At 50.9% G+C, this 22,712-nt stretch carries 22 protein-coding genes; 12 read left to right on the forward strand and 10 right to left on the reverse strand.

The window, feature by feature from the left end; all coding sequences use genetic code 11:
• Positions 1-74 precede the first annotated feature (74 nt).
• The 5 genes from BOC67_RS06130 (at position 75) to BOC67_RS06150 (ending at position 4,128) form a co-directional block, all read left to right on the forward strand.
• Positions 75-668 (forward strand): adenylate kinase, encoded by a 594-nt coding sequence (locus BOC67_RS06130; RefSeq protein WP_291908358.1) that lies wholly within the window; start codon positions 75-77, stop codon positions 666-668.
• Between the two features lie 161 nt (positions 669-829).
• Positions 830-1,891: a GTPase ObgE gene (obgE, locus tag BOC67_RS06135; RefSeq protein WP_291908360.1), complete on the forward strand. Its 1,062-nt coding sequence runs from the start codon at positions 830-832 to the stop codon at positions 1,889-1,891.
• A gap of 66 nt (positions 1,892-1,957) precedes the next feature.
• A complete protein-coding gene (locus BOC67_RS06140) occupies positions 1,958-2,674 on the forward strand; it encodes a hypothetical protein (protein WP_291908362.1) in 717 nt (238 codons plus the stop codon).
• A 39-nt stretch (positions 2,675-2,713) separates the two neighbouring features.
• Positions 2,714-3,484: a hypothetical protein gene (locus BOC67_RS06145; RefSeq protein WP_291908364.1), complete on the forward strand. Its 771-nt coding sequence runs from the start codon at positions 2,714-2,716 to the stop codon at positions 3,482-3,484.
• Complete coding sequence (locus BOC67_RS06150; RefSeq protein ID WP_291908366.1) at positions 3,484-4,128, forward strand: DUF2306 domain-containing protein; 645 nt, start codon at positions 3,484-3,486, stop codon at positions 4,126-4,128. The genes BOC67_RS06145 and BOC67_RS06150 overlap by 1 nt, the downstream gene beginning before the upstream one ends.
• Here the strand turns inward: BOC67_RS06150 and BOC67_RS06155 are convergent.
• Entirely contained in the window at positions 4,114-5,238 is a 1,125-nt protein-coding gene (locus tag BOC67_RS06155; protein WP_291908367.1) for a hypothetical protein, read from the reverse strand. The genes BOC67_RS06150 and BOC67_RS06155 overlap by 15 nt on opposite strands.
• Before the next feature lie 139 nt (positions 5,239-5,377).
• Between BOC67_RS06155 and BOC67_RS06160 the strand changes: the two genes are divergently transcribed.
• On the forward strand, positions 5,378-5,857 hold the full coding sequence (locus tag BOC67_RS06160; RefSeq protein ID WP_291908368.1) for a hypothetical protein: 480 nt from the start codon (positions 5,378-5,380) through the stop codon (positions 5,855-5,857).
• Positions 5,858-5,896: 39 nt separating this feature from the next.
• On the opposite strand, the gene BOC67_RS06165 is transcribed toward BOC67_RS06160, so the two are convergent.
• Positions 5,897-6,463 (reverse strand): N-acetyltransferase, encoded by a 567-nt coding sequence (locus BOC67_RS06165; RefSeq protein ID WP_291908369.1) that lies wholly within the window; start codon positions 6,461-6,463, stop codon positions 5,897-5,899.
• 315 nt (positions 6,464-6,778) lie between these two features.
• Positions 6,779-7,078: a YbaB/EbfC family nucleoid-associated protein gene (locus BOC67_RS06170; RefSeq protein ID WP_291908371.1), complete on the reverse strand. Its 300-nt coding sequence runs from the start codon at positions 7,076-7,078 to the stop codon at positions 6,779-6,781.
• A gap of 80 nt (positions 7,079-7,158) precedes the next feature.
• Between BOC67_RS06170 and BOC67_RS06175 the strand changes: the two genes are divergently transcribed.
• Positions 7,159-8,394, forward strand: a complete 1,236-nt coding sequence (locus BOC67_RS06175) for an NAD(P)/FAD-dependent oxidoreductase (protein ID WP_291908373.1) — start codon at positions 7,159-7,161, stop codon at positions 8,392-8,394.
• Positions 8,395-8,436: 42 nt separating this feature from the next.
• Here the strand turns inward: BOC67_RS06175 and BOC67_RS06180 are convergent, their stop codons facing one another.
• The 4 genes from BOC67_RS06180 to BOC67_RS06195 all read right to left on the reverse strand — a co-directional run bounded on the left by BOC67_RS06180 (position 8,437) and on the right by BOC67_RS06195 (position 12,762).
• A complete protein-coding gene (locus tag BOC67_RS06180; protein ID WP_291908374.1) occupies positions 8,437-8,757 on the reverse strand; it encodes a Dabb family protein in 321 nt (106 codons plus the stop codon).
• A gap of 116 nt (positions 8,758-8,873) precedes the next feature.
• Positions 8,874-10,073 (reverse strand): FtsX-like permease family protein, encoded by a 1,200-nt coding sequence (locus tag BOC67_RS06185; RefSeq protein WP_291908375.1) that lies wholly within the window; start codon positions 10,071-10,073, stop codon positions 8,874-8,876.
• A 12-nt stretch (positions 10,074-10,085) separates the two neighbouring features.
• Entirely contained in the window at positions 10,086-10,736 is a 651-nt protein-coding gene (locus BOC67_RS06190; RefSeq protein ID WP_291908377.1) for an ATP-binding cassette domain-containing protein, read from the reverse strand.
• Positions 10,737-10,950: 214 nt separating this feature from the next.
• Entirely contained in the window at positions 10,951-12,762 is a 1,812-nt protein-coding gene (locus tag BOC67_RS06195; protein WP_291908379.1) for a hypothetical protein, read from the reverse strand.
• Between the two features lie 265 nt (positions 12,763-13,027).
• Between BOC67_RS06195 and BOC67_RS06200 the strand changes: the two genes are divergently transcribed.
• The gene (locus tag BOC67_RS06200; RefSeq protein WP_291908380.1) at positions 13,028-13,306 is read left to right on the forward strand and encodes a YciI family protein; all 279 of its coding nucleotides are present in this window, start codon (positions 13,028-13,030) and stop codon (positions 13,304-13,306) included.
• A 54-nt stretch (positions 13,307-13,360) separates the two neighbouring features.
• Here the strand turns inward: BOC67_RS06200 and BOC67_RS06205 are convergent, their stop codons facing one another.
• A complete protein-coding gene (locus BOC67_RS06205) occupies positions 13,361-14,380 on the reverse strand; it encodes a GyrI-like domain-containing protein (RefSeq protein ID WP_291908381.1) in 1,020 nt (339 codons plus the stop codon).
• A 71-nt stretch (positions 14,381-14,451) separates the two neighbouring features.
• Complete coding sequence (msrB, locus tag BOC67_RS06210; protein ID WP_291908383.1) at positions 14,452-14,934, reverse strand: peptide-methionine (R)-S-oxide reductase MsrB; 483 nt, start codon at positions 14,932-14,934, stop codon at positions 14,452-14,454.
• A gap of 273 nt (positions 14,935-15,207) precedes the next feature.
• On the opposite strand from msrB, the gene mutL reads away from it, so the two are divergent.
• Positions 15,208-17,106: a DNA mismatch repair endonuclease MutL gene (gene mutL, locus BOC67_RS06215; RefSeq protein ID WP_291908385.1), complete on the forward strand. Its 1,899-nt coding sequence runs from the start codon at positions 15,208-15,210 to the stop codon at positions 17,104-17,106.
• A gap of 88 nt (positions 17,107-17,194) precedes the next feature.
• Here mutL and BOC67_RS06220 read toward each other — a convergent pair whose 3' ends face one another.
• A complete protein-coding gene (locus BOC67_RS06220; RefSeq protein ID WP_291908386.1) occupies positions 17,195-18,658 on the reverse strand; it encodes a gluconokinase in 1,464 nt (487 codons plus the stop codon).
• A gap of 81 nt (positions 18,659-18,739) precedes the next feature.
• Between BOC67_RS06220 and BOC67_RS06225 the strand changes: the two genes are divergently transcribed.
• The 3 genes from BOC67_RS06225 to BOC67_RS06235 are packed head-to-tail and all read left to right on the forward strand — an operon-like array spanning position 18,740 to position 22,680.
• Positions 18,740-20,479 (forward strand): GMC family oxidoreductase, encoded by a 1,740-nt coding sequence (locus BOC67_RS06225; protein ID WP_291908388.1) that lies wholly within the window; start codon positions 18,740-18,742, stop codon positions 20,477-20,479.
• Between the two features lie 12 nt (positions 20,480-20,491).
• A complete protein-coding gene (locus BOC67_RS06230) occupies positions 20,492-21,184 on the forward strand; it encodes a gluconate 2-dehydrogenase subunit 3 family protein (RefSeq protein WP_291908390.1) in 693 nt (230 codons plus the stop codon).
• A gap of 47 nt (positions 21,185-21,231) precedes the next feature.
• Positions 21,232-22,680, forward strand: coding sequence for a Gfo/Idh/MocA family oxidoreductase (locus BOC67_RS06235; protein WP_291908392.1), 1,449 nt, complete (start codon positions 21,232-21,234; stop codon positions 22,678-22,680).
• Positions 22,681-22,712: the final 32 nt, after the last annotated feature.

A 22,712-nucleotide genomic window follows, 5' to 3' on the forward strand; every position in this document is an offset into this window, starting at 1 on the left:
TAATTACCAAAGCATTCAATTGTTTGTTATATTTGCAACCTTGCGTTTTTTAGTAAGTAAGATTTTTAATACACATGGTCAATCTCATTTTATTTGGCCCTCCCGGCAGCGGCAAGGGTACACAAAGTGCTAAGATTATTGATAAATACGGGCTCCTTCACCTGTCCACCGGTGATTTGCTCCGCAGTGAAATAGGAAACAAGACGCCCCTGGGCCTGGAAGCCCAGAAGTTCATGGACCAGGGTTTACTGGTACCGGACGAAGTAGTTATCGGTATGATCAGTTCTAAACTGGACGCCAACCCGGACGCACGTGGATTCATCTTCGATGGTTTCCCACGTACCACTGCCCAGGCAGAGGCGCTGGATAAGCTGCTCGCATTGAAAAAAACCGCTATCTCTGTAGTACTCTCGCTGGAAGTACCGGAGGAAGAGCTGATCAAACGCCTGCTGAACAGGGGTCTGACTTCCGGCCGCAGCGATGATGCCAATGAGGATGTGGTAAAAGCACGTATTGTGGAATACCATAGCAAAACTGCCCCTGTAGCTGACCACTACGCTAAATTCGGCAAGTTTAAAAAAGTAAAAGGCGATGGCAGCGTAGAAGAGATTTTCGAACTGCTGTCTAAAGAAATAGACGAACTCCTGGGGGAGAAAGTTAGCTCCTAAGCTGTTTGCACGGAGCTTTCAGGGACTGATATACAACGCAAAGATTGTTGGTATGCGCGATTTAGCACATGATCCTGTGCTATTTACGTAAACTTCACGATCTTTGCGTTTTATTTTGTGGTTGTATCAGGGGATACAGTCTTTTAAAATCAAGGTCAATAGTGGAAAAAGCGAACTTCGTAGATTATATCCGTGTATTTTGCAGGTCTGGTAAAGGCGGCGCGGGCAGTATGCACTTTATGCGTACTAAATTTAACGCACAAGCCGGTCCCGACGGGGGCGACGGTGGCCGTGGAGGGCATATTATCCTCCGTGGCAACTCACAGCTCTGGACGCTGCTCCACCTCCGCTGGCACAAAATGCTGCTGGCAGAGAACGGGGAGAATGGCAGCGGTGACAACTGTACCGGACGCTTTGGTAAGGATATCATCATTGAAGTTCCTTTAGGCACCCAAACCCGCGACGAAGAAACCGGCGAAATAGAAGCCGAAATCCTGCACGACGGCCAGGAGATCATCTGGCTGCCGGGCGGCCAGGGCGGCCGCGGAAACGCCTATTTCAAATCCGCCACCAACCAAACGCCTGAATACGCCCAACCGGGCATGCCGGGCGTAGAAGGCTGGAAAATCGTAGAGCTCAAGGTGCTGGCCGATGTAGGACTGGTAGGTTTCCCGAACGCGGGTAAATCCACCCTCCTCTCCACCATTACCGCCGCCAAACCCAAAGTGGCCGATTATGCCTTCACCACCCTTACACCGCAACTGGGCATGGTGCAATACCGCGATAACAGGTCCTTCTGTATCGCCGATCTGCCGGGAATTATCGAAGGAGCCCACGAAGGCAAAGGCCTCGGACACCGCTTCCTGCGCCATATCGAAAGAAACTCCGTATTATTATTCCTTATTCCTGCTGATAGTGCCGACCACCGGAAAGAATTTGAAGTACTCGTCAATGAACTGGAACAATATAATCCTGAATTGCTCGACAAACAGTTCCTGCTGGCAATCAGTAAGAGCGATATGCTGGACGATGAGCTGAAAGCCGCTATTTCTGCCGAGCTGCCGGAAGACGTTCCGCATGTATTCATTTCATCCGTCACCAACCAGGGACTGACTGAACTGAAAGACATGCTCTGGAGCGCCCTCTCTGCCGATACCAACCGAATCCCTGATACCAAGGTCCAGGAGGAAGAGGAAGAAGAAGACGAGGCCGATGCAGAATAACAAACTGTCGCAGTCAAACGAGGATATTAAAGCGAAACATGTAATGGTTTAATATTCCCCCGTATCATGAAAACTTACTACCTGATGGCAGCCCTATTGCCAACATTCTTTGCCTGCCATTCACCGGCGCCTCCCAAACAGGAGAGAACGGTACAAATTGACACCATGGAACTGGTAGCTCCGCCCGCAAGCCCCGCTACCAGGGTCGCCTCCAACGAAGTGTCCGTGGCAAACACAGATAGCACCACGTACATACGCTTCGGCAGCTCCTACCTGTCGCTCGACTGGCTCCTGCCCACGCCGGACCAGAACGACTTCGAGCTACGGCCGGATACCATCTATCTTACCTTAAAGCATCCGCATTCGCTGGAAGGGCAAATGCTCACCTTTACCTCCCCGGGGAATGCCAAGATACATGTATCCCAGCGGTATGAAACCAGCGCCGTTATTGAAGGGAACCCCCTCCATGTACTCCGGAACTGGCGGCATTTCAAATCCGACTGGGAGCCCCTCATCCCCGAAGCCGATAACTTCTTCATCTGTAAGAAATATACCCGCGAACAACGTACCCAGTTCCCCGTTACATCAGCGCTGGAACTGCAGCAATACGTTTTCAGGCACCTGGGAAAGGATATATACAGCAAGATTGCCGCTATCAGCAGCTTTCCGCAGGCCCCCTGTAAAGTGGCCATTACCCGTTATTACCTGAAGGTAACCGGGATGCTGCAGCATAGTTCCGAAAATATTAATAAGCTCCTCGTCATCGATGTGGCTTTTAAATAACGCGGACTTAATATATTTACTGAAATTGAATCTCTCCCCATGAAAATATTTACAATTGCTTTTTTCAGTACCTGCCTTTTGATGCAGGCCTGCACCCAGCATACAGACAAAACAAAGACCACCGCGGAAGCTGCCGACTCCACGGGCAGACCGGCCGATGCCGCTGTGATCAAAGGCATCTACAGTGGCGACTTTGGCGGCTCTCCCATCTACATTACCATCAATTACGCCAACGGGCGACAGGCCGCCGGCTACAATATTCATAAGTCCCTGCGCCGCAACCTTAAAGGGGAAATGGCCCAAAAGGGCGATCAGTGGCTGCTCACCCTCTCCGAACCCGGCGATAATCCGTATGACGGCAAGTTTGAGATCACCTTTAACCCCGCGGACAAAACCGCCAGCGGCAAATGGACGCCTAACGACCCTGCCGCCACCACCCCCAAGACGTTTAAACTGCGGCACGTAGGGGATATAGACCAGGGCGCCGACTACGTGCCCGGCGTGGCGGAATATTATATCAACACGGATAGCAACAGCGAGCTGACGCTCGGCCGCGATGGCTCCGTATCCATGCTGCTGTACACAAAGATTAACGACAGCACCTATTCCGACCAGGCCATCTCCGTAAGGGGCAGCTGGTCGATGAATAAAAACGATTCTACCAAAGTGCTGATCAACTGGATACCCACCTCCTCCTGGCCAGTAAAAAGCACCCTGTTCGACTATACGCCGGCCAACCCGGACAAAGAGATTTATGGCAACGAGCTGAAATCCGACAGCCTGTTCTTCAGAGTAATTTATGCGGGCTAATGGCTGTATGGCGGAAAATACTGACTGCTGTTGCCGTGCTGATGATTGCGTACGGAACATGGCTGATGATTAAGCTCAGCCTGCCCTACAGCACATTTGAACGCTATACCGACTTTCTGCGTACCAAGCAGATGGCATGGCATGTAAAGCCATGGCGACTCAGCTTTTACATTCATGTATTTGTAAGCACCATTGTGCTGATCACCGGTGTACTGCAATTCAGTAATTACCTCCTGCAACGGTATCCGAAGATCCACCGCAGCCTGGGCAAAACCTATGCGGTGGTGGTCATCTTTATCAGCGGCCCATCCGGACTGGTCATGGCTTTTTATGCCAACGGCGGGATGGCTGCCAGGATTAGTTTTGTATTGTTATCGGTATTATGGATAGGCGTTACCGTTATAGGGTGGAGAAGAGCTTTGCAACGCCTTTGGGATGCGCATCAGCAGTGGATGCTGCGGAGCTACGCGCTCACCTTGTCCGCACTGACCCTGCGGTTCTATGTGTATCTTATGGGGGCATTACATATGCAGCTGCATCCGCGCACTGCATATGTAATGGTATCCTGGCTCAGTTGGACGGTTAACCTCCTCCTGGCCGAAATCTATATCCAATACCAGCGCCGGCGCTTAGCGCAGGGCTAAGGGCTCATTGGACTTTTGCACAAAATGCCCGTCCGCCGCGATGGTATAAAACGCTTTCTTTACCTCTTTGGAAGCTACTTCCTTGTTTTCGTTGAAGCGCGTTTCGCTTACCGGCTTTTCGTAGGTGATTTCAAAATCGGTCACGGTAATTTCCCCGTTGCTGCTGATCTCCCCGACGCGGTAAGGATTATCGTCCAGCTGCTGGCCGCCGACGAGTAATTTGTCGATCAGCTTTCCCTTGTTATCATAGCTTGCGAGCAGGTAATACGGCCACTTATAATCCTCCAGGGCCTTATCATCCACGGCATAGCAGAGGGTTTTAAAGGCAGTATCTTTTTTAACCAATCCCACAAAGTAGTACAGCGACCCGGTTTCTCGTTCAAACTTGGCATTTCTCATCTCTGAAACATAACGCTCATAGTCGTACGAAATATCCGTTAGCTCCCGGGTGGTGATATAGGTTTTATCAAAAGTTACCGGCAGGTCCAGCTGTCTGAATTCCCGGAGAAACATATTCCATTGCAGCTTGTCCGCATCGCCAATGCCGCTGAAGGCATCGCGTACAGCGCTGTTGAAGTTGTACCCGTTTTTACGGAGGTTTTCCAGGTCCGGATCTTTCATGATATTGTCCAGGTTCGTATAGCCGAACTCGATAGCCGTTACCAGCTGGTCCAGGCTTTCCTTCAGCTTATCGCTTTTGGAGTAAGCGCAGGCTTTATTGAACAGGAGTTTGTGCAGGGGCTTGTAGTTCAGCGCTTCCGCCATGCTGTAGGCTTTAATGGCTTCCTGGTTCTTTTCCGCATCCAGCAGGGCGTTGCCTAATTCGTAGTAGGATTTGGCCTGTGGTTGCAGCAGGATGGATGCCTGGAACAGCGCTGCTCCTTCGAGGTATTGTTTTTTATTCCGGTAGGCGTCCACGGCTTCGAGGAACTTCTTTTCAGCAGCGGCCTTATTATCATCCAGCAGCTTTGCGGCCAGCCTTACGGAGTCCTCATTATACAAGGCGTTGGCGGTGAACCGGAAGTTGACCGCCTGTTTCTTTTCTTCGGCGGATTTGTTGTTACAGGCGGCTAACAGGGCTGCCAATGCTACCCATGGTATAAAGCGCATAAAACAGGATTTTGAATGATAAATATAGTGAAGTCTGCCATGCTGAGCTAAAAATTCGTTTATGGAAAATTTTACCGGCTGCATCTCATTAAAAAGATATCTGCTTACACTATCCACGCACTGAAAAAACGCAACCTATATGAACCAATTACATTATCAGCCATTTACCTCCGAGGACGCCTACATCGTCAAATGCAACCTGGCCACCAAGTATGAAGCCATCGGCACGCTGGCAAAGTATTTCCTGGTAATTACCGCTCTTGGCGCCGGCGTGGTGATCGTACAGGGCAGCCGCCACTCGCCTGCTTACTTCTTCTCCGCGGTGACGCTGGCTTTTGTGGGTTTGCTGGCTTACTTCTGGCTGCATACCATTAAGGGATTACGCAAGGATTTACAGCAGCAGCATAAAGCGGAATTTACAGCCCGGGTGGTGGACAAGAAAAGTTCAAATGAACTGGGCGTAACCGCTCATTACCTGGTGGTGGACCAGAATGAATTTGGGATCAGCAAGGTAGATGTTACCCCGGAGATATTCATGCAGATAGAGACCAGCAGTGTATTACGCCTCAGCGTAAGCCGGTATTCCGGCACCTTCCTGGAATGCGAGGTAAAAGAATAAAGCGGCAGTGTATATGCACCACCGCTGTTGCTGCGAACCTTATGTATAGCAGGGTTTTTCATCCGGCGCAAAGAGCATGGCGGTGCATAGGCACCTTTTAAAGCCCTGTGACGCCAGTACAGGATAGTTGGAACAGCTTTCACAAGCTTTCCAGAATTGAGGGTCTTGTGTGATTTCGGTATAGGTGACCGGCTCAAAACCCAGTCTGCTATTCAGTTTCATCACGGCCAGCCCGGTAGTGATGCTGAATATTTTTGCATGCGGGTATAGGCTTCGGCTTAATTCAAATATTTTTTGCTTGATGGCGCTGGCTACTTTCAGCTGCCGGAATGCCGGCGCCACGATCAAGCCGCTGTTGGATACAAACCGGGCGTTCTCCCAGGTTTGGATATACGAAAACCCGGCCCATATGCCGGAGCGGGTAAAGGCGATCACTGCTTTCCCTTCCAGCATTTTACGTTTGATATCCGCGGGATCACGGCGGGAAATCCCCGTGCCGCGTGCTTTTGCGGAAGCTTCCATTTCGGCGCATATGGGCAATGCAAATTCCAGATCCAGGGCGGTGGCCAATCTGACGACCACTTTTTCATCAGCGTCTTCGTGCATACAAATCGTTTCAGTGGAGGGGCCAAATCCCGTTCCATGCCTTGCCAGATAATGTAGATAAACCGGGAAACGTACTGCAGTGCGGGCTTAGATCTCTCCCCCAAAAAATAAAACCAGGGAAACTAATTCCCCGGTAGTATATCATTTCAGAAAAGTATTTACAAATTCTGTAGGGTTGTGTAATCGTGGATACAAAGAAAGGGCATTTGAAATGCCTGTGTAGCGCGAAAAGGAAAAACAACTTACGCGATAGGGAAAAATAAAGGGATGTGCCCGTAATGCGCACATCCCTCTGTTAAAACTTTATGCTATCTCTTACAGTAAACCGCCCAGCATGCCACCGGCAGCATTTTTCATTTCAGCTTCCCAGCTGTTCTCAGCAGCTTTCAGGGCTTTGTTGAGGGCGGATATCATCAGGTCTTCCAGTTCTTCTTTTCTTTCCGGGGTCATCAATTCGGGAGCTACGTCGATGCTTTTCACCTGACGGTTACCATCTACAGCAACTTTCACTGCGCCATTGCCGGCTTCCCCTTCCAGGATAACATTGGCCAGGCGCTCTTTTCCTTCTTTCATTTTTTGCTGGATCTGTGACAGCTTACCAAATAAATCGAACATATCTTACTAATTTTTAAGGTTGTAAAGATAAGCTATTACAGTATTCCGTATCTTAACAGCTGGTTATACTATCAGTAAAAATGGAAACAAAAGTTTGTATTATAGGTGCCGGCCCCGGTGGCGCTTGCGCAGCCCTCCAGCTGGCCCAGATGGGCATTCCTTCTATTGTGGTGGATAAAGCCGTTTTCCCGAGGGATAAGGTTTGCGGCGACGGGCTCAGTGGGAAAGTGCTCACCATACTCGAACGTATAGATAAAGATATGGGTAAACGACTCCAGCAGGCCGTTTTTAAGATGGACAGCTGGGGCGTGAAGTTTGTGGCGCCTAACCGGATTGGTATGGACATCCCGTACTCGCCTAATTACCAACAGGATATGTCGAACCCGAGGGGTTTTGTGTGCAAGCGTATCGACTTCGATAACTTCCTGGTAGACGAAATGAAGCGCCGCCCGGAAATCACCCTTTACGAAGGCACCAGCATCGATAAATACGAACTGCAGGAAGACGGTTACCTGCTTTCCAACAACAGCGGCACTTTCCAGGTAAAAGCCCAGCTGGTGATCGTAGCCAATGGCGCGCATTCCTCTTTCACCAAGGATGTAGCGGGTATCAAAATGGAACCGGAGCATTATGTGGCCGGCATCCGCGCCTACTATAAAGGCATTACGGGTCTTCACCAGGATAATTTCATCGAGCTGCACTTCCTCAAACAGATGCTGCCGGGTTACCTCTGGATATTCCCGCTGCCCAACGGGGAAGCCAATGTGGGCGTGGGTATGCTCAGCAACAATGCCCGTAATAATAAGATCAACCTGAAAAAATTAATGCTTGATACGCTGGCGGCCGACCCGGTAATGAAGGAAAGGTTTGCCAATGCCGAGCTGGTAGGCTCTATAGACGGTTATGGCCTGCCGCTGGGCAGTAAAAAACGGAAGCTCCACGGCGAAAGATACATGCTGGTAGGCGATGCGGGTTACCTCATTGATCCGTTTACCGGGGAAGGTATCGGCAACGCGCTCTATTCCGGCCGCATTGCCGCGCAGAAGGCCGCTGCCGCCATTGCCGCCAACGACTACTCCGATAAATTCCTCGATGCCTATGACGAGGACGTGTACCGCATCCTGGGCCCGGAATTACAGGTTAGTACCAAGCTGCAAAAATTGATTAAATACCCCTGGCTGTTTAACTGGCTGATGAAGATGGGGTCTAAAAATAAACAACTGAAGGAGCTGATGTCGTGCATGTTCCACGAGGTGGACCTGCGGAAGAAACTGGGGAAACCTATGTTTTACGTGAAGCTGCTGTTTAACAGGTAAGATATGGTGAAGGAAGCTGCTCCTCGCAGCTTCCTTTGCACTTTAGATCGTTTCGGAATCAAATATTATCACCTTTTCCCAGAGGTGCTTGCAATTATCCACAAAGTTCAGGTGCACGGGGTGCGACTGGTAGATATCATGGTCCTCCTGGTTCCTGAAAACGCAGAGCAGGCAATAACTGTAGCTTTTGTCAATTACCGGGCGGTTGGTGGAAGCGGGCTTGCCCACATTAAACACCTGGATTTCGCTGATGGTACCGAGGGTACTCACGCCAGCCTCAAACTTTCTCACTTCTTCCTCGCTCAGGCCTGGTTTCAGGTAGAAGTTCACTACGTGAACAAATTTCTTTTCGTTTGCTTTCATCGTTGGAATATTTAAAATCGGATTAATTACTGCGGGTGGTGCCGGCGCAGGAACAGGTGCGTTTTGTATCCGGTGGCTTTTTTATGAAAAACGGGGACTCATAAATAATAACCCTTTTACTGATCCTGTAATATATATTTCCGCACCGTTACCAGGTTTACTATATACACCAGGGCGATTACTACTACCGCTCCGGCAAACGTCCACACTGCAGGCAGCGGGCTCACGGCCATATCATGCCGGGCCAGCACCAGGTGCGCCTGGTATTGCAGCGCTACCACTATTAACAGGGATACTATCCCGATAATGATATACAGTGGCACAAACTGTTTCAGCAGGTAGCGCTGGAGCTGTTTGGGCGCTGTACCCAGGGTTACCAGCAGCTGGATTTCCTTTTTGCAGGCAGCGATGATCAGTTGTATAAACATGCTGAAAACCAGCAGGGCGAAGAACAGCAGTACCAATCCGAAGAAACCGATGACGGATACAATTGTTTGCACGATCACCCTGGTTTTGCTGAATTTCAGCTTGTCCTGGTTGGTGGTATAGCCATGATCGTCCAGGAACTTGACCAGCGTGGGGTTGGAAGGGTCCGCGGTTTTAATGACGATCCGGCTGGCGGTAGCGGCCGTGCCGGCGGCGCCGTATTTTTCGTTGGCCCAGTCCATAAAAGAAGCCGGCACCAGGAAGGAGGAAATACGATCCGAGAAGCCAACGATATGGCCGGTATAGGTTTCGGAGATCAGGCCGTTGGAGATCACGATTTGCAGGGGCAGGGCTTTGACCGTTTCCTGGGAGATCTGCGGCAGGTCCTGGCTGAGGGAGAACCCGAAGTTGTAGAGGTTCAGGAAGTCGTTGGGCAGGATGATGGGAATGATGCGGTTGCCGGGCTCCCACTTCCACTCTTCTTCCTTCACGTCTATAAAGCTATCCGGCACGGATTCAAAGAACATATCCGTGGCAAAATGCAGTTCGCCGGGGGCCTGGGCCACCACTTTGAACTTGCTGGAAGTGATTAACCCGGACGCCTGTACGAATGGTTGGCGGCGGATATTTTCAATTTCTTCGGGGGAAAACACCGTTTTTTGCGGCTGCCCCATCATGCTGTTCGTCACTTTTTTGTTGATGACGAGGAAGTCGGCGGTTTCGTTCTGGTTTTTATCGCTATACAGCAGCTGGTTAAAATCAGAATTCGCCTGCAGGGCGATGAGGATCAGCACCATGGCGATGCCCAGGCCCAGGGAGGCCATGATAAACCTGCCTTTACCGATTCCGGTTCTTATAATTTTTTTCAGAAGGGCAAAAAAAGCTTGCATGTCAACATCAGGTTAAAGCTGGTACAGCACATTATAGGCAAAGTGCTGATCGTCGTCCAGGTCGGTTAATATAAATCCTGCTTTACGCGCGCTGCATTCTTCAGCGATGAGCGCGGCGGCCCGGCGGGTGTTTTCTTCGTCGAGGTGGCTGAAGGGCTCGTCCATCAGCAGCCATTCAAACGGCTGTACGAGGGCGCGGATGATGGCGATGCGCTGCCTTTCGCCGTAGGACAGGGTTTTACTGCTTTGGTGGAGTACGTGCGTTACATTGAGCCTGGCGGCCATCGCTGCTACCTTTTCGGGCGTGCAGTACGGCGTTGGCGTCATGACGCGTTTGAGTTCAATATTTTCAAGGGCGGTAAGCTGTTCAAACAGGCGGAGGTCCTGGAAGATGACGCTGAGCTGCTGCTGGCGCAGGAAGGCTATTTCGTTGCGGCCGTATTCGCTCCAGGGCTTCCCGTTTACCAGGACTTTTCCCGTATAGTCGTTCCTGATATTATACAGGTAGTGCACCAGTGTAGTTTTGCCGGTGCCGGAGGGCGCTTTGATCTTCACGAAGCTGCCCGGATTAAAAACGATATTTTCATTCCAAATGCCGGATTTCCGTTGTAGGATCTTATCCTTCAGGGGAACAGGCAGGAGTTGATCGAGCTGAATTTGCATGAGGCTAAGATAATATTTTGGGTCTGGTTTCCGCAGGGCGGGGTATAAAACGGGGATAAAGGCGCTCATTATAATGGCCCAATATAAAGGCCCAATATAAAAGCTCAATTTAAAATAGGTGCATAAAAACCAGGTATAAACCACGCGTAAACAACGCATAAAAACCAAACGCCGCAATTGCGGCGTTTGGCATAAAAATAATCTCTTGCACCTATTATTGAATAGCAGCAGAATCCACCGGTACCATATTGTACAGGCTATCTTCCGCGGCTTGTTCCTGTTTTCTTTTCTCTTCTTTCGCCTTTGCCAGTTTAGCTGCTTCTGTAGCTACTTCTACCAGTTGCACCAGGCTGTTCCTGTTCTGGTCCCGGAAGTTTAACACTACTTCGCCGCTCTGTACATCGCCGCTGATTGGTTTTGCGGAGATGGTCAGGTCTTTCAGGAGGTCTTTGGCTTTGGTTACCACGGCTTTCTCGTCTTCGCCCACGCTGTTCATAGGTACTGCGCTGGCCAGTTTTTCGAAATCGAGGTAGCCATAGAGCATGTTCCCTTTCACTTTACCGTTAACGCCTTCCGGCAGTTTGATTTTGCCTTTACCGCCCAGGTATTTATCCAGCAGTACGGAGTCGGAACCGAGGGTGATGGATTTTTCCGTCAGGGACATGGCTGGCATGGTAGCGCCCATTTCAGGGTTCGCCAGTACGTATTTATCGCCTTCTTTGGTGAAGATGCCGGACAGCAGCGGGGAAGTCATTACTTTATTGAAAGCTTCCTTGTTGGCCACTTTCATGTTAAAGATCCAGTTGGATTTAGGCTTATCCATTGTATCACCTTCGAAGTACGGGTTAGGTACGCGTTCCATGTGGAAGTCGGAGGATACATATACCAGCTGGCCATCGAAGGCATTCAGCAGGTCGTCCATGGTGAGGCCGGATTTCTGGGACAGCATCATATTAACCATACCGTCCATACCAACGGATTTCACGATTTCGCCGATCATGTGGAAATCAAAGGCATAGGCGAGGAAACCGGTGATATTTTCACCCGGATATTTATCCAGCATGTCCATATCGATTTCACGTTTGCCGTATTTTTTGAAGATTTCCATCATTTGTTTGCCGGCGTAGCTGTTGGTGTTCATTACCACTTTACCTTTCTCGAAGTTGGCAGTAGCGGTGGTATAGGAACCTTCCATTAGTTTTTTGAAGTTGGCAGGCAGCATGGTGAGCATACCGCTGTTATAGGTAGCTTCGGAGTTGAAGAACAGGCTGATGTCAGCGTTTTCTTTCAGTAATTTTTTGAAAGGCTCCAGGGAACCGGCGGTTTCCGCCTCTTTCAGGTGATAGAGGTGATCGGCTTCGGTGAGGAGTACGGCTGCTTCATCCGGCAGTTCCGCAGTAACGTTGGCCACAGGCGTAACATCCGCTTTGGTGACGCTGTCTACCGGGTAGGCCTCTTCGTCTACGCCTTCTTCCGTATCACCGGCAGCAGGAACGTCCGTAGCGCCGGGCAGTCCACTCAGCTTGCTGGTAGGCAGCTGGGTGAGGTACAACACGGTTTTGTCATTCCAGGTAATTAACGCGGAATTCTTCTTATCCCACGTATATTTGAAGTCCTTACCGGTTTTCATTTCGTAGCCGGCGAGGTTGGTTTTCAGGAAATTTTCGAATTTGGCGGCATCTTTCAGGGATGCGGTTGCTTCGATATAGGATTTGTTTTCGCTCATCTGTCCTTTGAAGACGAATGAAACGAAGAAGTTGGATGTCAGATCGATACCTGAATTTTTAGCTTCTTCCCAGGATTTGGCATCTTTTGCACTATCGCCGGATTGAGCGGCCTGCATCAGTTTATCCATGGTAAAACCATTGGTCACTAATTTTTCGCTCAATTGTTTGGCATTCAGTTCCAGCACGAGTCCAGCCTCTTTGGGGATGTATTTGCTCTCTTCAGGCACTTTCGAACAGGCAGACAACATGACCGCGGCTACGCCAGCGGTTAACAACAACTTGGAAATTGTCCTTTTCATAAATGATTAAAATATATTAGATAAAATATGCACAGGTAGAAACAGGTGGCGACGGGATTCTTGACATATCGATCGGGCTGCACAAATCTCGGGGCCATTGGAACCACATTCCCACTATCGTGGTATTTCACGGTGTCAAAAGTACGTATATTTTTACAGCTTATATGTCTTATTTTTCCCAATCGCTTACAATAATTTCTTAACTGATATAGTTAATACCTTTGTTACTTACTATGAAACTGATCACTAAAACCATAGAAAAACCATGTTTCTGATCCTGCTACAGTACATCCGCCCGGTGGCGGCTGTTGAACACTTTATGGAGGCGCACACGGCGTTCCTGCAAAAATATTTTGAGACAGGCCAATTTATCCTGTCCGGCCGTCGCAAGCCTAAATCCGGCTCCCTGATATTATGTAAGGCATCCAGCCGAAAAGAAGTGGAAGAGATCATGAAGGAGGATCCGTTGGAAAAATTCCAGCTGGCGCTTTACGAGATCATTGAGTTTGAGCCGCAAACCTATGCCACCCTGTTAGAGAAATAGGTCCGCTGTTTTTCTCCCATTCATCCATTCAGGCCAACTTTTCATCTTCTTTACCTACTGCATAAAGTAAATGACTTTTGTGAGCCATTTGCTACTGTCCTTTTCTTTGCCGGGATCTGTCACATACATTTCTATCATTGGCGGGATAATTTTTTTACCCTTATCATCCGCATAGTCCATCAGGGCGGCGTGAGCATTTACTATCCTATCGTACGGGCCGTAATAGTCCACATAAAAAGCCTTGGCAGCAGGGAGTTTTATGATACTGATCCCATTTCCCTTCAGGGTACTGCCTTCGGGTACAGGCACGGCTGCGGCCATATCTGTCTGATGTTTTACGGTATCCCAGGTAAAATATAAGCCACAGGGTACGCCCGGCTGCAGTTTTGCAGCCGTAGCGGCCTGGTAGATCTGGTAGAGGTTCGTACTATAGAACTTCGTAATCTCTTTCTGGGAGATGGTTTTACGTATAATGGCAAACGTAGTGGCGGGATAGTTCATTTCCTTAACCGTTTCGTTTACGCCATTAGGCGCCCCCGGCCCTTTGGCATCAGCCTCGGACATGCTCTTGAGATTGAGCAACCCTTTTTCAAAATCCGACTGGATGGCCCCTTTCATCAGCCAGGACATGAGATTTTGCGGGCGGTTGTAGCGCGCGTCAAAACCCCATACCACCCGGGTTTTCCCATTGGCTTCGGAGAGGTTATAAAAAACATCCGCTTCGGATTGAAATGGTTTTATAAAGGTTATTTTTTGCTGAACCGTTTTATAAGGTTCGAGGGAGAGATGCTGGAGCTTTCCTTCGCCGATTTTCTGACCTTTCCAGGAATAGACCGCTCCAACGGTACCATCATCGCCAATAATGGTATAGGTGGTGGTTGAATCCATTTGCCGCCAGGTGCTCCATTCATTGAAGCGCTCAAACTTTACAATGTTATTCCATACAATGCCGGCGGGTGCATTTATCTCTGAAGCGGCTTCCACATGCAGTTTTGTAGGTGCTATGAAAACCAGCACGAGGAATAAAAAAAGTAAAGTTCCTATGATCCAGGCGATAACCTTTAAAGCCTTCATAACTGTAAGGGGTTGATTACTATAAAAGTACAGCTTTTTTGGCTAGTAATAACTCCCTGGTTTCAGCCATTTTATTGCTCTTCAGGATTCTTTTGCTGGAATTTTTTTTCGGCTTCCTGCGCCTTTTCGAAGTCAAGTATTACGGAGTTGATACAATACCTAAGGCCGGTTGGCGGCGGCCCGTCATCAAAAACGTGCCCGAGGTGCGACCTGCATCTGCCACATAAAACCTCGGTGCGGTACATCCCATGGCTGTTGTCCGGCGCGTAAATGACGCTGTTTTTGTTCACCGGCTGAAAGAAACTTGGCCAGCCGCAGCTGCTCTCAAACTTTGCATCCGAAATAAATAAGGGATTTCCGCATGCTGCGCAATAATAACTGCCTTCTTCCTTGCTGTTCCAGTACTTTCCGGTAAACGCCCATTCGGTTCCTTTTTCGCGGGCAATGTGATAAACATCCTGTGGTAATACATCCTTCCATTCCTCATCTGTCAGGTTAACCTTCCCGGTGTCAGTACGGGAATATACATCTGATTTCTTTTTTCCATCTTGCATGAAATTCTGATTTTCGTCGTTACTGAGTTTAGCTGTTTAGATATTGACTAACGACTGATTAACACTAAAGTTGCTATGAAATTGTAAAAAACTATATCCTCAATATTAAATTTTCATGTAAAAAAGTACGTACGAATGAGCTTTATGGATTGAGTAAACCCCAAAATCCGGAGGATATTTATCAAATTTCCGGCCTAAATCTTTCAAACACTCTGATAATCACGTGTGAGCAATAGGCTATAAATTGTTAACTTAGCGGCAAAAGGCTAGTAAGTGGCGGACATCATCAATTTATTACCAGACAATATAGCGAATCAGATAGCTGCAGGAGAAGTGATTCAAAGACCGGCATCAGCGGTGAAAGAGTTACTGGAAAATGCAGTGGACGCAGGCGCAACAGAAATCCATCTTATCATAAAAGATGCTGGGAAGGAGTTAGTACAGGTAATCGATAACGGTGGCGGTATGAGTGAAACCGATGCCAGAATGTGCTTCGAACGTCATGCAACTTCTAAGATCCAGACCATAGAAGACCTTTTTTCCATTCGTACCATGGGCTTCCGCGGAGAGGCGCTGGCTTCCATCGCAGCCGTAGCCCAGGTAGAACTCAAAACCCGGAAAAGAGGCACCGATATCGGTACTTATATAGAAATCGATAACAGCGTCGTAAGAGTACAGGAACCCTGCCAGACGGCGGAAGGCACCTCCATCGCCATGAAGAACCTGTTCTTCAACGTTCCCGCACGTCGTAACTTCCTGAAATCCAACGCGGCGGAAATGAGGCACATCGTGGATGAATTCATCCGCGTGGCCATGGCATTCCCGCAGCTGCAATTCACCCTCACCAGCAATAATCAACAGCTTTTCCATCTCGATAAAGGCTCGCTCAAACAGCGCATCATCGCCATCCTGGGCCAGCATTACAACGCCCGCGTGGTAAACGTGAAGGAAAGCACCGATTATATGAACGTCTACGGATTTGTTGGCAAACCTGAAACTGCCAAGAAAACCCGGGGCGATCAGTTCTTCTTCGTCAATAACCGGTTTATTAAAAGCCATTACCTGCACCACGCGGTAATGAACGCTTTTGCGGATATTATCCCGGCCGACAGCTACCCGCTGTACGTGCTTTTCATCGATGTCAATCCCGAACACGTGGATATCAACGTCCACCCGACCAAGCAGGAGATTAAATTCGATGACGAAAAAGTAATGTACGCCTTTGTGCAGGCGGCCGTAAAACACGCGCTGGCGCAGTTCAGCGTTACGCCTACGCTCGACTTTGACCTGGATCCAAGCATCCAGGCGCTGGACGCAGTCAGCAAACCTTTCACGGAACAGCAACGGAACGAGTCGACCCACAGCCCGCTGTACAAGTCCTTCAGCCAGGCCCACCAGGCCCACGTGATCGACCGCAGCAACAGCAACCTGAAAAACTGGAAAGACCTGTACCAGGCCGCTGCTCCTGAAACGGAATCCTACACCACCGCCTTCTCCGCGGAGCCGGAGCCGGAAACCCGCACCGCCGTTACCTACGAGAGCGCGCAGCCTGCGGCCACCGCCTCCGCCATAGATGAGCGCTGGCAGGAAACCTCCAAGGACCAGAAAGTACCCGTCCAGGTACACCAGCAATACATCCTCTCGCAGATCAAGTCAGGCTTTATCCTGATCGATCAGCATGCCGCCCATGAACGTATCCTCTACGAGCGCTATCAACGCGCCCTCCAGGAAACGCCGGTGGCCACCCAGCAAAGCCTCTTCCCGCAAACGCTGCAGCTGCCCCCGGCCGATGCAGCCATCGTAACGGAAATGTTACCGGACCTGCAGGCCCTGGGGTACGACCTGGAGCCATTCGGCAACCATACCTTCGTAGTGCGCGGTACCCCGGCTGACATCCAGACCGGCAACGACCAGGCTACCATCGAAGGACTGCTGGAACAATTCAAACACTTCTCCCACGAGCTCAAAGTAAACAGGCGCGAGCACCTGATCCGCTCCATGGCCCGCAACAACGCCATCCCGGCCGGTAAAGTGCTGACCGCCCGCGAAATGCAGAACATCATCGATGAACTGTTTGCCTGCACCATGCCTAATGTGGCGCCAGGCGGCAAATTCACCTTCATCTCCTTTAAGCTGACGGACCTGGCGAGGATGTTTGAAAGAAATCAATAAAAACTACTAATAATAAAAACAATAAGCGGCTGACTAAGTGATATTAGTCAGCCGCTTGCCGTTTATTATACTCCTTACTTTTGTAATACTACCGGGGCTCCATGGTTTTTAATAGTTTATGGAGAGATATAAACCGCTCATATTGTTGCCTGTAGTGGGCTGCATACCGGCTATCGGGGGAAAATGCCAGTTGTTCACCGTCCCCTCCGTTCCCCAGGGCTAATCCAAGGGCTTTTGCCCCTAATTTAATAGCTCCGAGGGCCGAGGCATCCGGGCGGTTATCCAGTGTCATCTCTTTTCCAAAAATATCCGCCATCAGCTGAATCCAGCCATGGGATTGGGTAAAGCCGCCACTCACGGAAATTTTGCGGATAGGCCCCGCCGTCTCTTCCAGGGCGGTGGTAATGCTGAGCAGGGCGTAACAGATGCCTTCCATCACGGCACGGGTAAAATGTTCCGCGGCATGATGCGGACGGATACCTATAAACGAAGCCGATGCGCTGCTATCCCAGATGGGCGCCCGCTCTCCCAGTAAATAAGGCAAACAGATCAAATCGTCCGGCGGTAATGCCAGGGCCGCCGGCAACAGCTCCTCCATGGGAATGGCGCCCCGCAGGAAGTCCTTCACGAGCCATTGCAGCAAGATCCCGCCGTTGTTGCTCGCCCCTCCGCTGATATACACCCCGTCCGTCAGCAGGTAGGTAAACAGGCGCTGTTGCTTATCCGTCGCCACCTGCGGGATGGCCATGCGCACCGCCCCGCTGGTACCGATGGTCAGCGTGGCATGGCCGGCATCCAGCGCATCGCTGCCCAGTTGCGCCAGGCACCCGTCGCTACCCCCGATGACGAAAGGCGTATCCGCCGGGATGCCCAGTTCCGCTGCCACGGCAGGCTTCAGCCCCCGGATCACATAATCCGCCGGAACGGGCTTCGGCAGCTGCCCTTCCCCTATGCCCGCAGTGGCCAGGGCGGTAGCGTTCCATTGATAGGTACGTATATCAAACAGCCCCGTGGCGGAGGCAATGCTATGGTCTACCAGGTTTTGCCCAAACAGCTCCCGGATCACATATTCCTTGATGCCCAGGAAGAGGGCGGCTTTCCGGAATATCTCCGGGGCTTCTTCCCGCAGCCAGATGATCTTGCTCAAAGGGGCCATAGCATGAACGGGGGTGCCGGTGCGGTGGTATATCTCCTCTCCCAATGCCGATGCACGCAGCGTTTCCGCGTAATGCCGGCTGCGGTTATCCGCCCAGATGATCAGGGGCGTGAGAGGCGTGCCGGCGCTATCCAGGGGCAGGAGGCTGTGCATCGCACTGCTGAAACAGATGGCCGCCGGCGCAAAGCCTTGCTGCTGCACGATCTTGCGGATACCGTCCTTCACGGCCTGCAAAATAACCGCAGGGTTTTGCTCACTAAATCCGGGCTGCGGATGCGAGGTGGAATATGCCTCCTGAAAACTGCATTTCACCAACCCGTCCATTCCCAGCGAAATCGATTTAGTACTGCTGGTCCCGATATCCGAACCGATGATATAGGTCATGTGATCGCTCATAAAAAAACCTTCCTTTTTTACACATTTAATTTATAGATTTAAAACCTGTGATTCATAAATAAGTCTAAAATTTCCACGCAAATGGCTTTTGAAATTAAAAAAACAGGAAAGGTCTACGATGTTTGTATCGTTGGTTCCGGCGCCGGCGGCGGCATGGCAGCCAAGATACTTTCGGACGCAGGCCTTAAAATCGCGCTCCTGGAAGCTGGTCCAAAATACGATCCTGCGGACCCGGATCAAATGACCCAACTGAAATGGCCGTATGAATCACCTCGCCGGGGCGCCAGCACTACCCGTCCATTCGGGGACTTTGACGCAGCCTACGGCGGATGGGAAATCAACGGCGAGCCCTATACGAAAAAGAACGGGACGGAGTTTGACTGGTTCCGCTCTCGCATGCTGGGCGGACGTACCAACCACTGGGGCCGTATTTCACTGAGATTTGGTCCGCGCGACTTCAAACATAGAAGCTATGATGGCCTCGGCGACGACTGGCCTATTTCCTATGAAGAGGTAGCCCCGTTCTACGACCGGGTGGATAAAATGATCGGCGTATTCGGCACTAAGGAAAACCTCCCGAATGAACCGGACGGCTTCTTCCTCCCTCCTCCCAAACCCAGGCTCCATGAGCTGATGATTAAGAAAGCGGCGGGTAAACTGGGAATTCCCGTGATTCCGGCGCGACTCTCCATCCTCACCAGGCCGGTTAATAAGGACCGCAGCCCGTGTTTTTACTGCAGCCAGTGTAACCGCGGATGCTCCGTGTATGGCGACTTCTCCTCCTCTTCCGTGCTGGTTAAACCGGCCATGAAGAGCGGGCACGTGGACCTCTATACGAACGCGATGGCGCGGGAAGTGCTGACAGACAATTCCGGCAAGGCCACCGGCGTACTTTATGTCGATAAAACTGACCTCCAGGAATATTCCGTTAACGCAAAAGTAATCATCCTCGCGGCCAGCGCCTGCGAATCCGCCAGGTTGCTGCTCAATTCCAAATCGGCCAAATTCCCGAACGGACTTGCCAACGGCAGCGGCGTAGTGGGTAAATACCTGCACGACTCCACCGGGGCCTCCCGCAGCGCCTTCCTCCCGCAGCTGATGGACCGTAAACGCTATAATGAGGATGGTACCGGCGGTATGCACCTCTATATTCCATGGTGGGGCGATAATAAGAAACTCGACTTCCCGCGCGGCTACCATATCGAATTTGGCGGCGGTATGCATATGCCGGGCTATGGCTTCGGCTTTGGCATGGAGCGCATGAACGGCAAGTACCCTGCTAAAGACGGGTCCTCCAAGCCCGCCGGCGGCTACGGCGCCGGCCTGAAAGACGACTACCGCCGCTTCTTTGGCGCGCAGGTAGGCTTTGCAGGCCGCGGCGAATGTATTGCCCGGGAAGAGAACTACTGCGAAATCGATCCGAATGTGGTGGATAAATGGGGTATCCCTGTACTGCGCTTCAACTACACCTGGACCGATCATGAGATCAAACAGGCCAAACACATGCAGGATACCTTCGAACAGATCATTCACGAAATGGGCGGCGTACCCAATGGCGCCAAACCCGGCGCCGATACCATGTACGGCCTCGAAAACCCGGGCCGCATTATCCACGAGGTAGGTACTACCCGCATGGGCGACGACCCGCGTAAATCTGTATTAAATAAATTCAACCAGGCCCACGAATGTAAAAACCTGTTTGTCGTGGATGGCGGCGCGTTTGTATCCCAGGCGGATAAAAATCCTACCTGGACTATCCTCGCCCTCTCCATGCGCGCATCCGAATACATCGTGGACCAATTGAAAAAACAGAACATTTAAAACCACACTAACATGGATAGAAGAAAATCCCTTAAAGCACTTGCGCTGGGAACTTTATCTGTAAGTGCCCTGCTGACTGCCCCCGGATGCGATAATAAGAAAACAGATGCGGGAAAAGGCGGCGATAAAGCCAAGACCCCGGGTTACGGCCGTACAGAAGACGAAAAGGTGCGCGACGAGCAGCTGAACGCAGCGCCCTACTTCACCGATGCTGAAATGAAAACCATCGCGATACTGGCAGATATCATCATCCCGGCAGATGAACACTCCGGCAGCGCCACCGATGCCGGCGTACCCAAGTTCATCGGCTTCATCGTAAAAGATAAGCCGGAACTGCAACTGCCTATGCGCGGCGGCCTCCGCTGGCTCGACGTTCAGTCTGCCAAACGTGTTAATAAATCGTTTTCTGAATCCACACCTGAAGAAAGGTTGGCAATAGTTGACGATATTGCATACCCGGAGAAAGCAAAACCTGAAATGAGCCAGGGCGTTGCCTTTTTCAACCTCATGCGTAATCTTACCGCCACGGGATTTTTTACCAGCAAAATCGGTATCAAAGACCTGGGCTATGTGGGGAACACCCCTAACGAATGGGATGGGGTGCCTGATGACGTGCTGCAGCAATACGGACTGTCCTACGATGAGAAGACCCTCGCGGAATGCCTGAAGATAGAGGACAGGACCAAGATTATGACATGGGACTAACAGCGGAAAGTGTTGCTATATTTATAAATTAACTAATCATTCAAGTTATGCCAGAAAAAAAGAATGAGGGAAACCAGGTATCCCGCAGGTCATTTCTCCGTAACGGAGCGCTCGCTGCCGCCGGTTTCATGATCGTTCCACGTCATGTTCTTGGGAGAGGTTTTGTTGCGCCCAGCGACAGACTCCGCGTAGCTGCCGTTGGTGTTGGCGGTAAAGGCTTCAGCGATATCACCGGCTTTGCAGAAGGCCCTGCTGATATTAACTTCCTTTGCGACGTGGATACACGCCGCGCAGCAGAAGCAGTGAAAAGATTCCCTAAAGCGAAGTTCTATACTGACTTTAGGGAGATGTATGAAAAAGAACATAAGAATTTTGACGCCGTATCTGTATCCACACCGGACCACCAGCACGCCGTAGCCGCCATGGGCGCTATGCAGCTGGGTAAGCACGTGTATGTACAGAAACCGCTCACACACGATATTTACGAAGCCCGCAAATTAACGGAAGCGGCTAAACGCTATAAGGTAGTAACCCAGATGGGCAACCAGGGCGCCTCCGGCGACGGCGTGCGCCAGCTCATGGAATGGTACAACGCCGGCCTGATCGGCGATGTGCATACCGTGTACGTATGGACGGACCGCCCCGTATGGCCGCAGGGCATCCAGTGGCCTAAATCCACCGCCCCTGTTCCGTCTGAACTGAACTGGGACCTCTGGCTGGGTACTGCGCCTAAAAAAGATTATGTGGAAGGCCTCGTGCCGTTTAACTGGCGCGGCTGGTGGGATTATGGTACCGGCGCGCTGGGGGACATGGGCTGCCACCTGATCGAACCGCCTTTCCGCGTACTGGGCCTCGGCTACCCTACATCTGTGGAAGCCAGCGTCGGCAGCGTGTATGTGGACGAATTCAAACGCGGCTACTTCCCGGAAAGCTGCCCTCCTTCTTCCCACGTGATCATGAAATTCCCTACCAAAAAAGGTAAGGAAATCACCATGCACTGGATGGACGGCGGTATTCAGCCGGAGCGTCCGGAGGAACTGGGCCCTAACGAAGTAATGGGCGATGGCGGTAACGGCGTTATCTTCATCGGTACAAAAGGCAAAATGATGTGCGGCACCTACGGCCGTGATCCGCAGCTGCTGCCTACTTCCCGCACCAAACAGGTGAAAGTGCCGCAAACCATCGCACGCGTACCGGAAGGCCACTATGTACAGTGGGTAAACGCTGCCATTGCCGGCTACGACAGCGCCAAAGCCAAAGCGCTCAGCTCGCCGTTTGACATCGCCGGTCCGCTGACGGAAAGTATCCTCATGGGCAACCTCGCCATCAGGAGCTACGACGTCCGCGAGCCGAAGCCGGACAACAAAGGATTCAACTACCCGGGCCGTTATATCAAACTGCTGTGGGATGGTCCTAACATGAAGATCACCAACTTCGATCCGGCTAACCAGTTCGTGAAAAGAACCTATCGCGACGGCTGGTCACTCGGGGTATAACATTTATCAGATTCCCAAAATAAACAGGGGCT

The organism is Chitinophaga sp. CB10 (assembly GCA_001870995.2).
Taxonomy (GTDB): Bacteria; Bacteroidota; Bacteroidia; order Chitinophagales; family Chitinophagaceae; genus Chitinophaga.

Bases quoted from the DNA above. Each gene is read 5' to 3' on its own strand.
- BOC67_RS06235 (WP_291908392.1), top strand. From the start codon at position 21,232: ATGCCAGAAAAAAAGAATGAGGGAAACCAGGTATCCCGCAGGTCATTT.
- BOC67_RS06140 (WP_291908362.1), top strand. From the start codon at position 1,958: ATGAAAACTTACTACCTGATGGCAGCCCTATTGCCAACATTCTTTGCC.
- BOC67_RS06130 (WP_291908358.1), top strand. From the start codon at position 75: ATGGTCAATCTCATTTTATTTGGCCCTCCCGGCAGCGGCAAGGGTACA.
- BOC67_RS06145 (WP_291908364.1), top strand. From the start codon at position 2,714: ATGAAAATATTTACAATTGCTTTTTTCAGTACCTGCCTTTTGATGCAG.
- BOC67_RS06225 (WP_291908388.1), top strand. From the start codon at position 18,740: ATGGCTTTTGAAATTAAAAAAACAGGAAAGGTCTACGATGTTTGTATC.
- BOC67_RS06175 (WP_291908373.1), top strand. From the start codon at position 7,159: ATGGAAACAAAAGTTTGTATTATAGGTGCCGGCCCCGGTGGCGCTTGC.
- BOC67_RS06230 (WP_291908390.1), top strand. From the start codon at position 20,492: ATGGATAGAAGAAAATCCCTTAAAGCACTTGCGCTGGGAACTTTATCT.
- BOC67_RS06185 (WP_291908375.1), bottom strand. From the start codon at position 10,073: ATGCAAGCTTTTTTTGCCCTTCTGAAAAAAATTATAAGAACCGGAATC.
- BOC67_RS06195 (WP_291908379.1), bottom strand. From the start codon at position 12,762: ATGAAAAGGACAATTTCCAAGTTGTTGTTAACCGCTGGCGTAGCCGCG.
- BOC67_RS06165 (WP_291908369.1), bottom strand. From the start codon at position 6,463: ATGCACGAAGACGCTGATGAAAAAGTGGTCGTCAGATTGGCCACCGCC.
- msrB (WP_291908383.1), bottom strand. From the start codon at position 14,934: ATGCAAGATGGAAAAAAGAAATCAGATGTATATTCCCGTACTGACACC.
- BOC67_RS06205 (WP_291908381.1), bottom strand. From the start codon at position 14,380: ATGAAGGCTTTAAAGGTTATCGCCTGGATCATAGGAACTTTACTTTTT.
- BOC67_RS06150 (WP_291908366.1), top strand. From the start codon at position 3,484: ATGGCTGTATGGCGGAAAATACTGACTGCTGTTGCCGTGCTGATGATT.
- BOC67_RS06220 (WP_291908386.1), bottom strand. From the start codon at position 18,658: ATGAGCGATCACATGACCTATATCATCGGTTCGGATATCGGGACCAGC.
- BOC67_RS06170 (WP_291908371.1), bottom strand. From the start codon at position 7,078: ATGTTCGATTTATTTGGTAAGCTGTCACAGATCCAGCAAAAAATGAAA.
- BOC67_RS06180 (WP_291908374.1), bottom strand. From the start codon at position 8,757: ATGAAAGCAAACGAAAAGAAATTTGTTCACGTAGTGAACTTCTACCTG.
- BOC67_RS06190 (WP_291908377.1), bottom strand. From the start codon at position 10,736: ATGCAAATTCAGCTCGATCAACTCCTGCCTGTTCCCCTGAAGGATAAG.
- BOC67_RS06155 (WP_291908367.1), bottom strand. From the start codon at position 5,238: ATGCGCTTTATACCATGGGTAGCATTGGCAGCCCTGTTAGCCGCCTGT.
- BOC67_RS06160 (WP_291908368.1), top strand. From the start codon at position 5,378: ATGAACCAATTACATTATCAGCCATTTACCTCCGAGGACGCCTACATC.
- BOC67_RS06200 (WP_291908380.1), top strand. From the start codon at position 13,028: ATGTTTCTGATCCTGCTACAGTACATCCGCCCGGTGGCGGCTGTTGAA.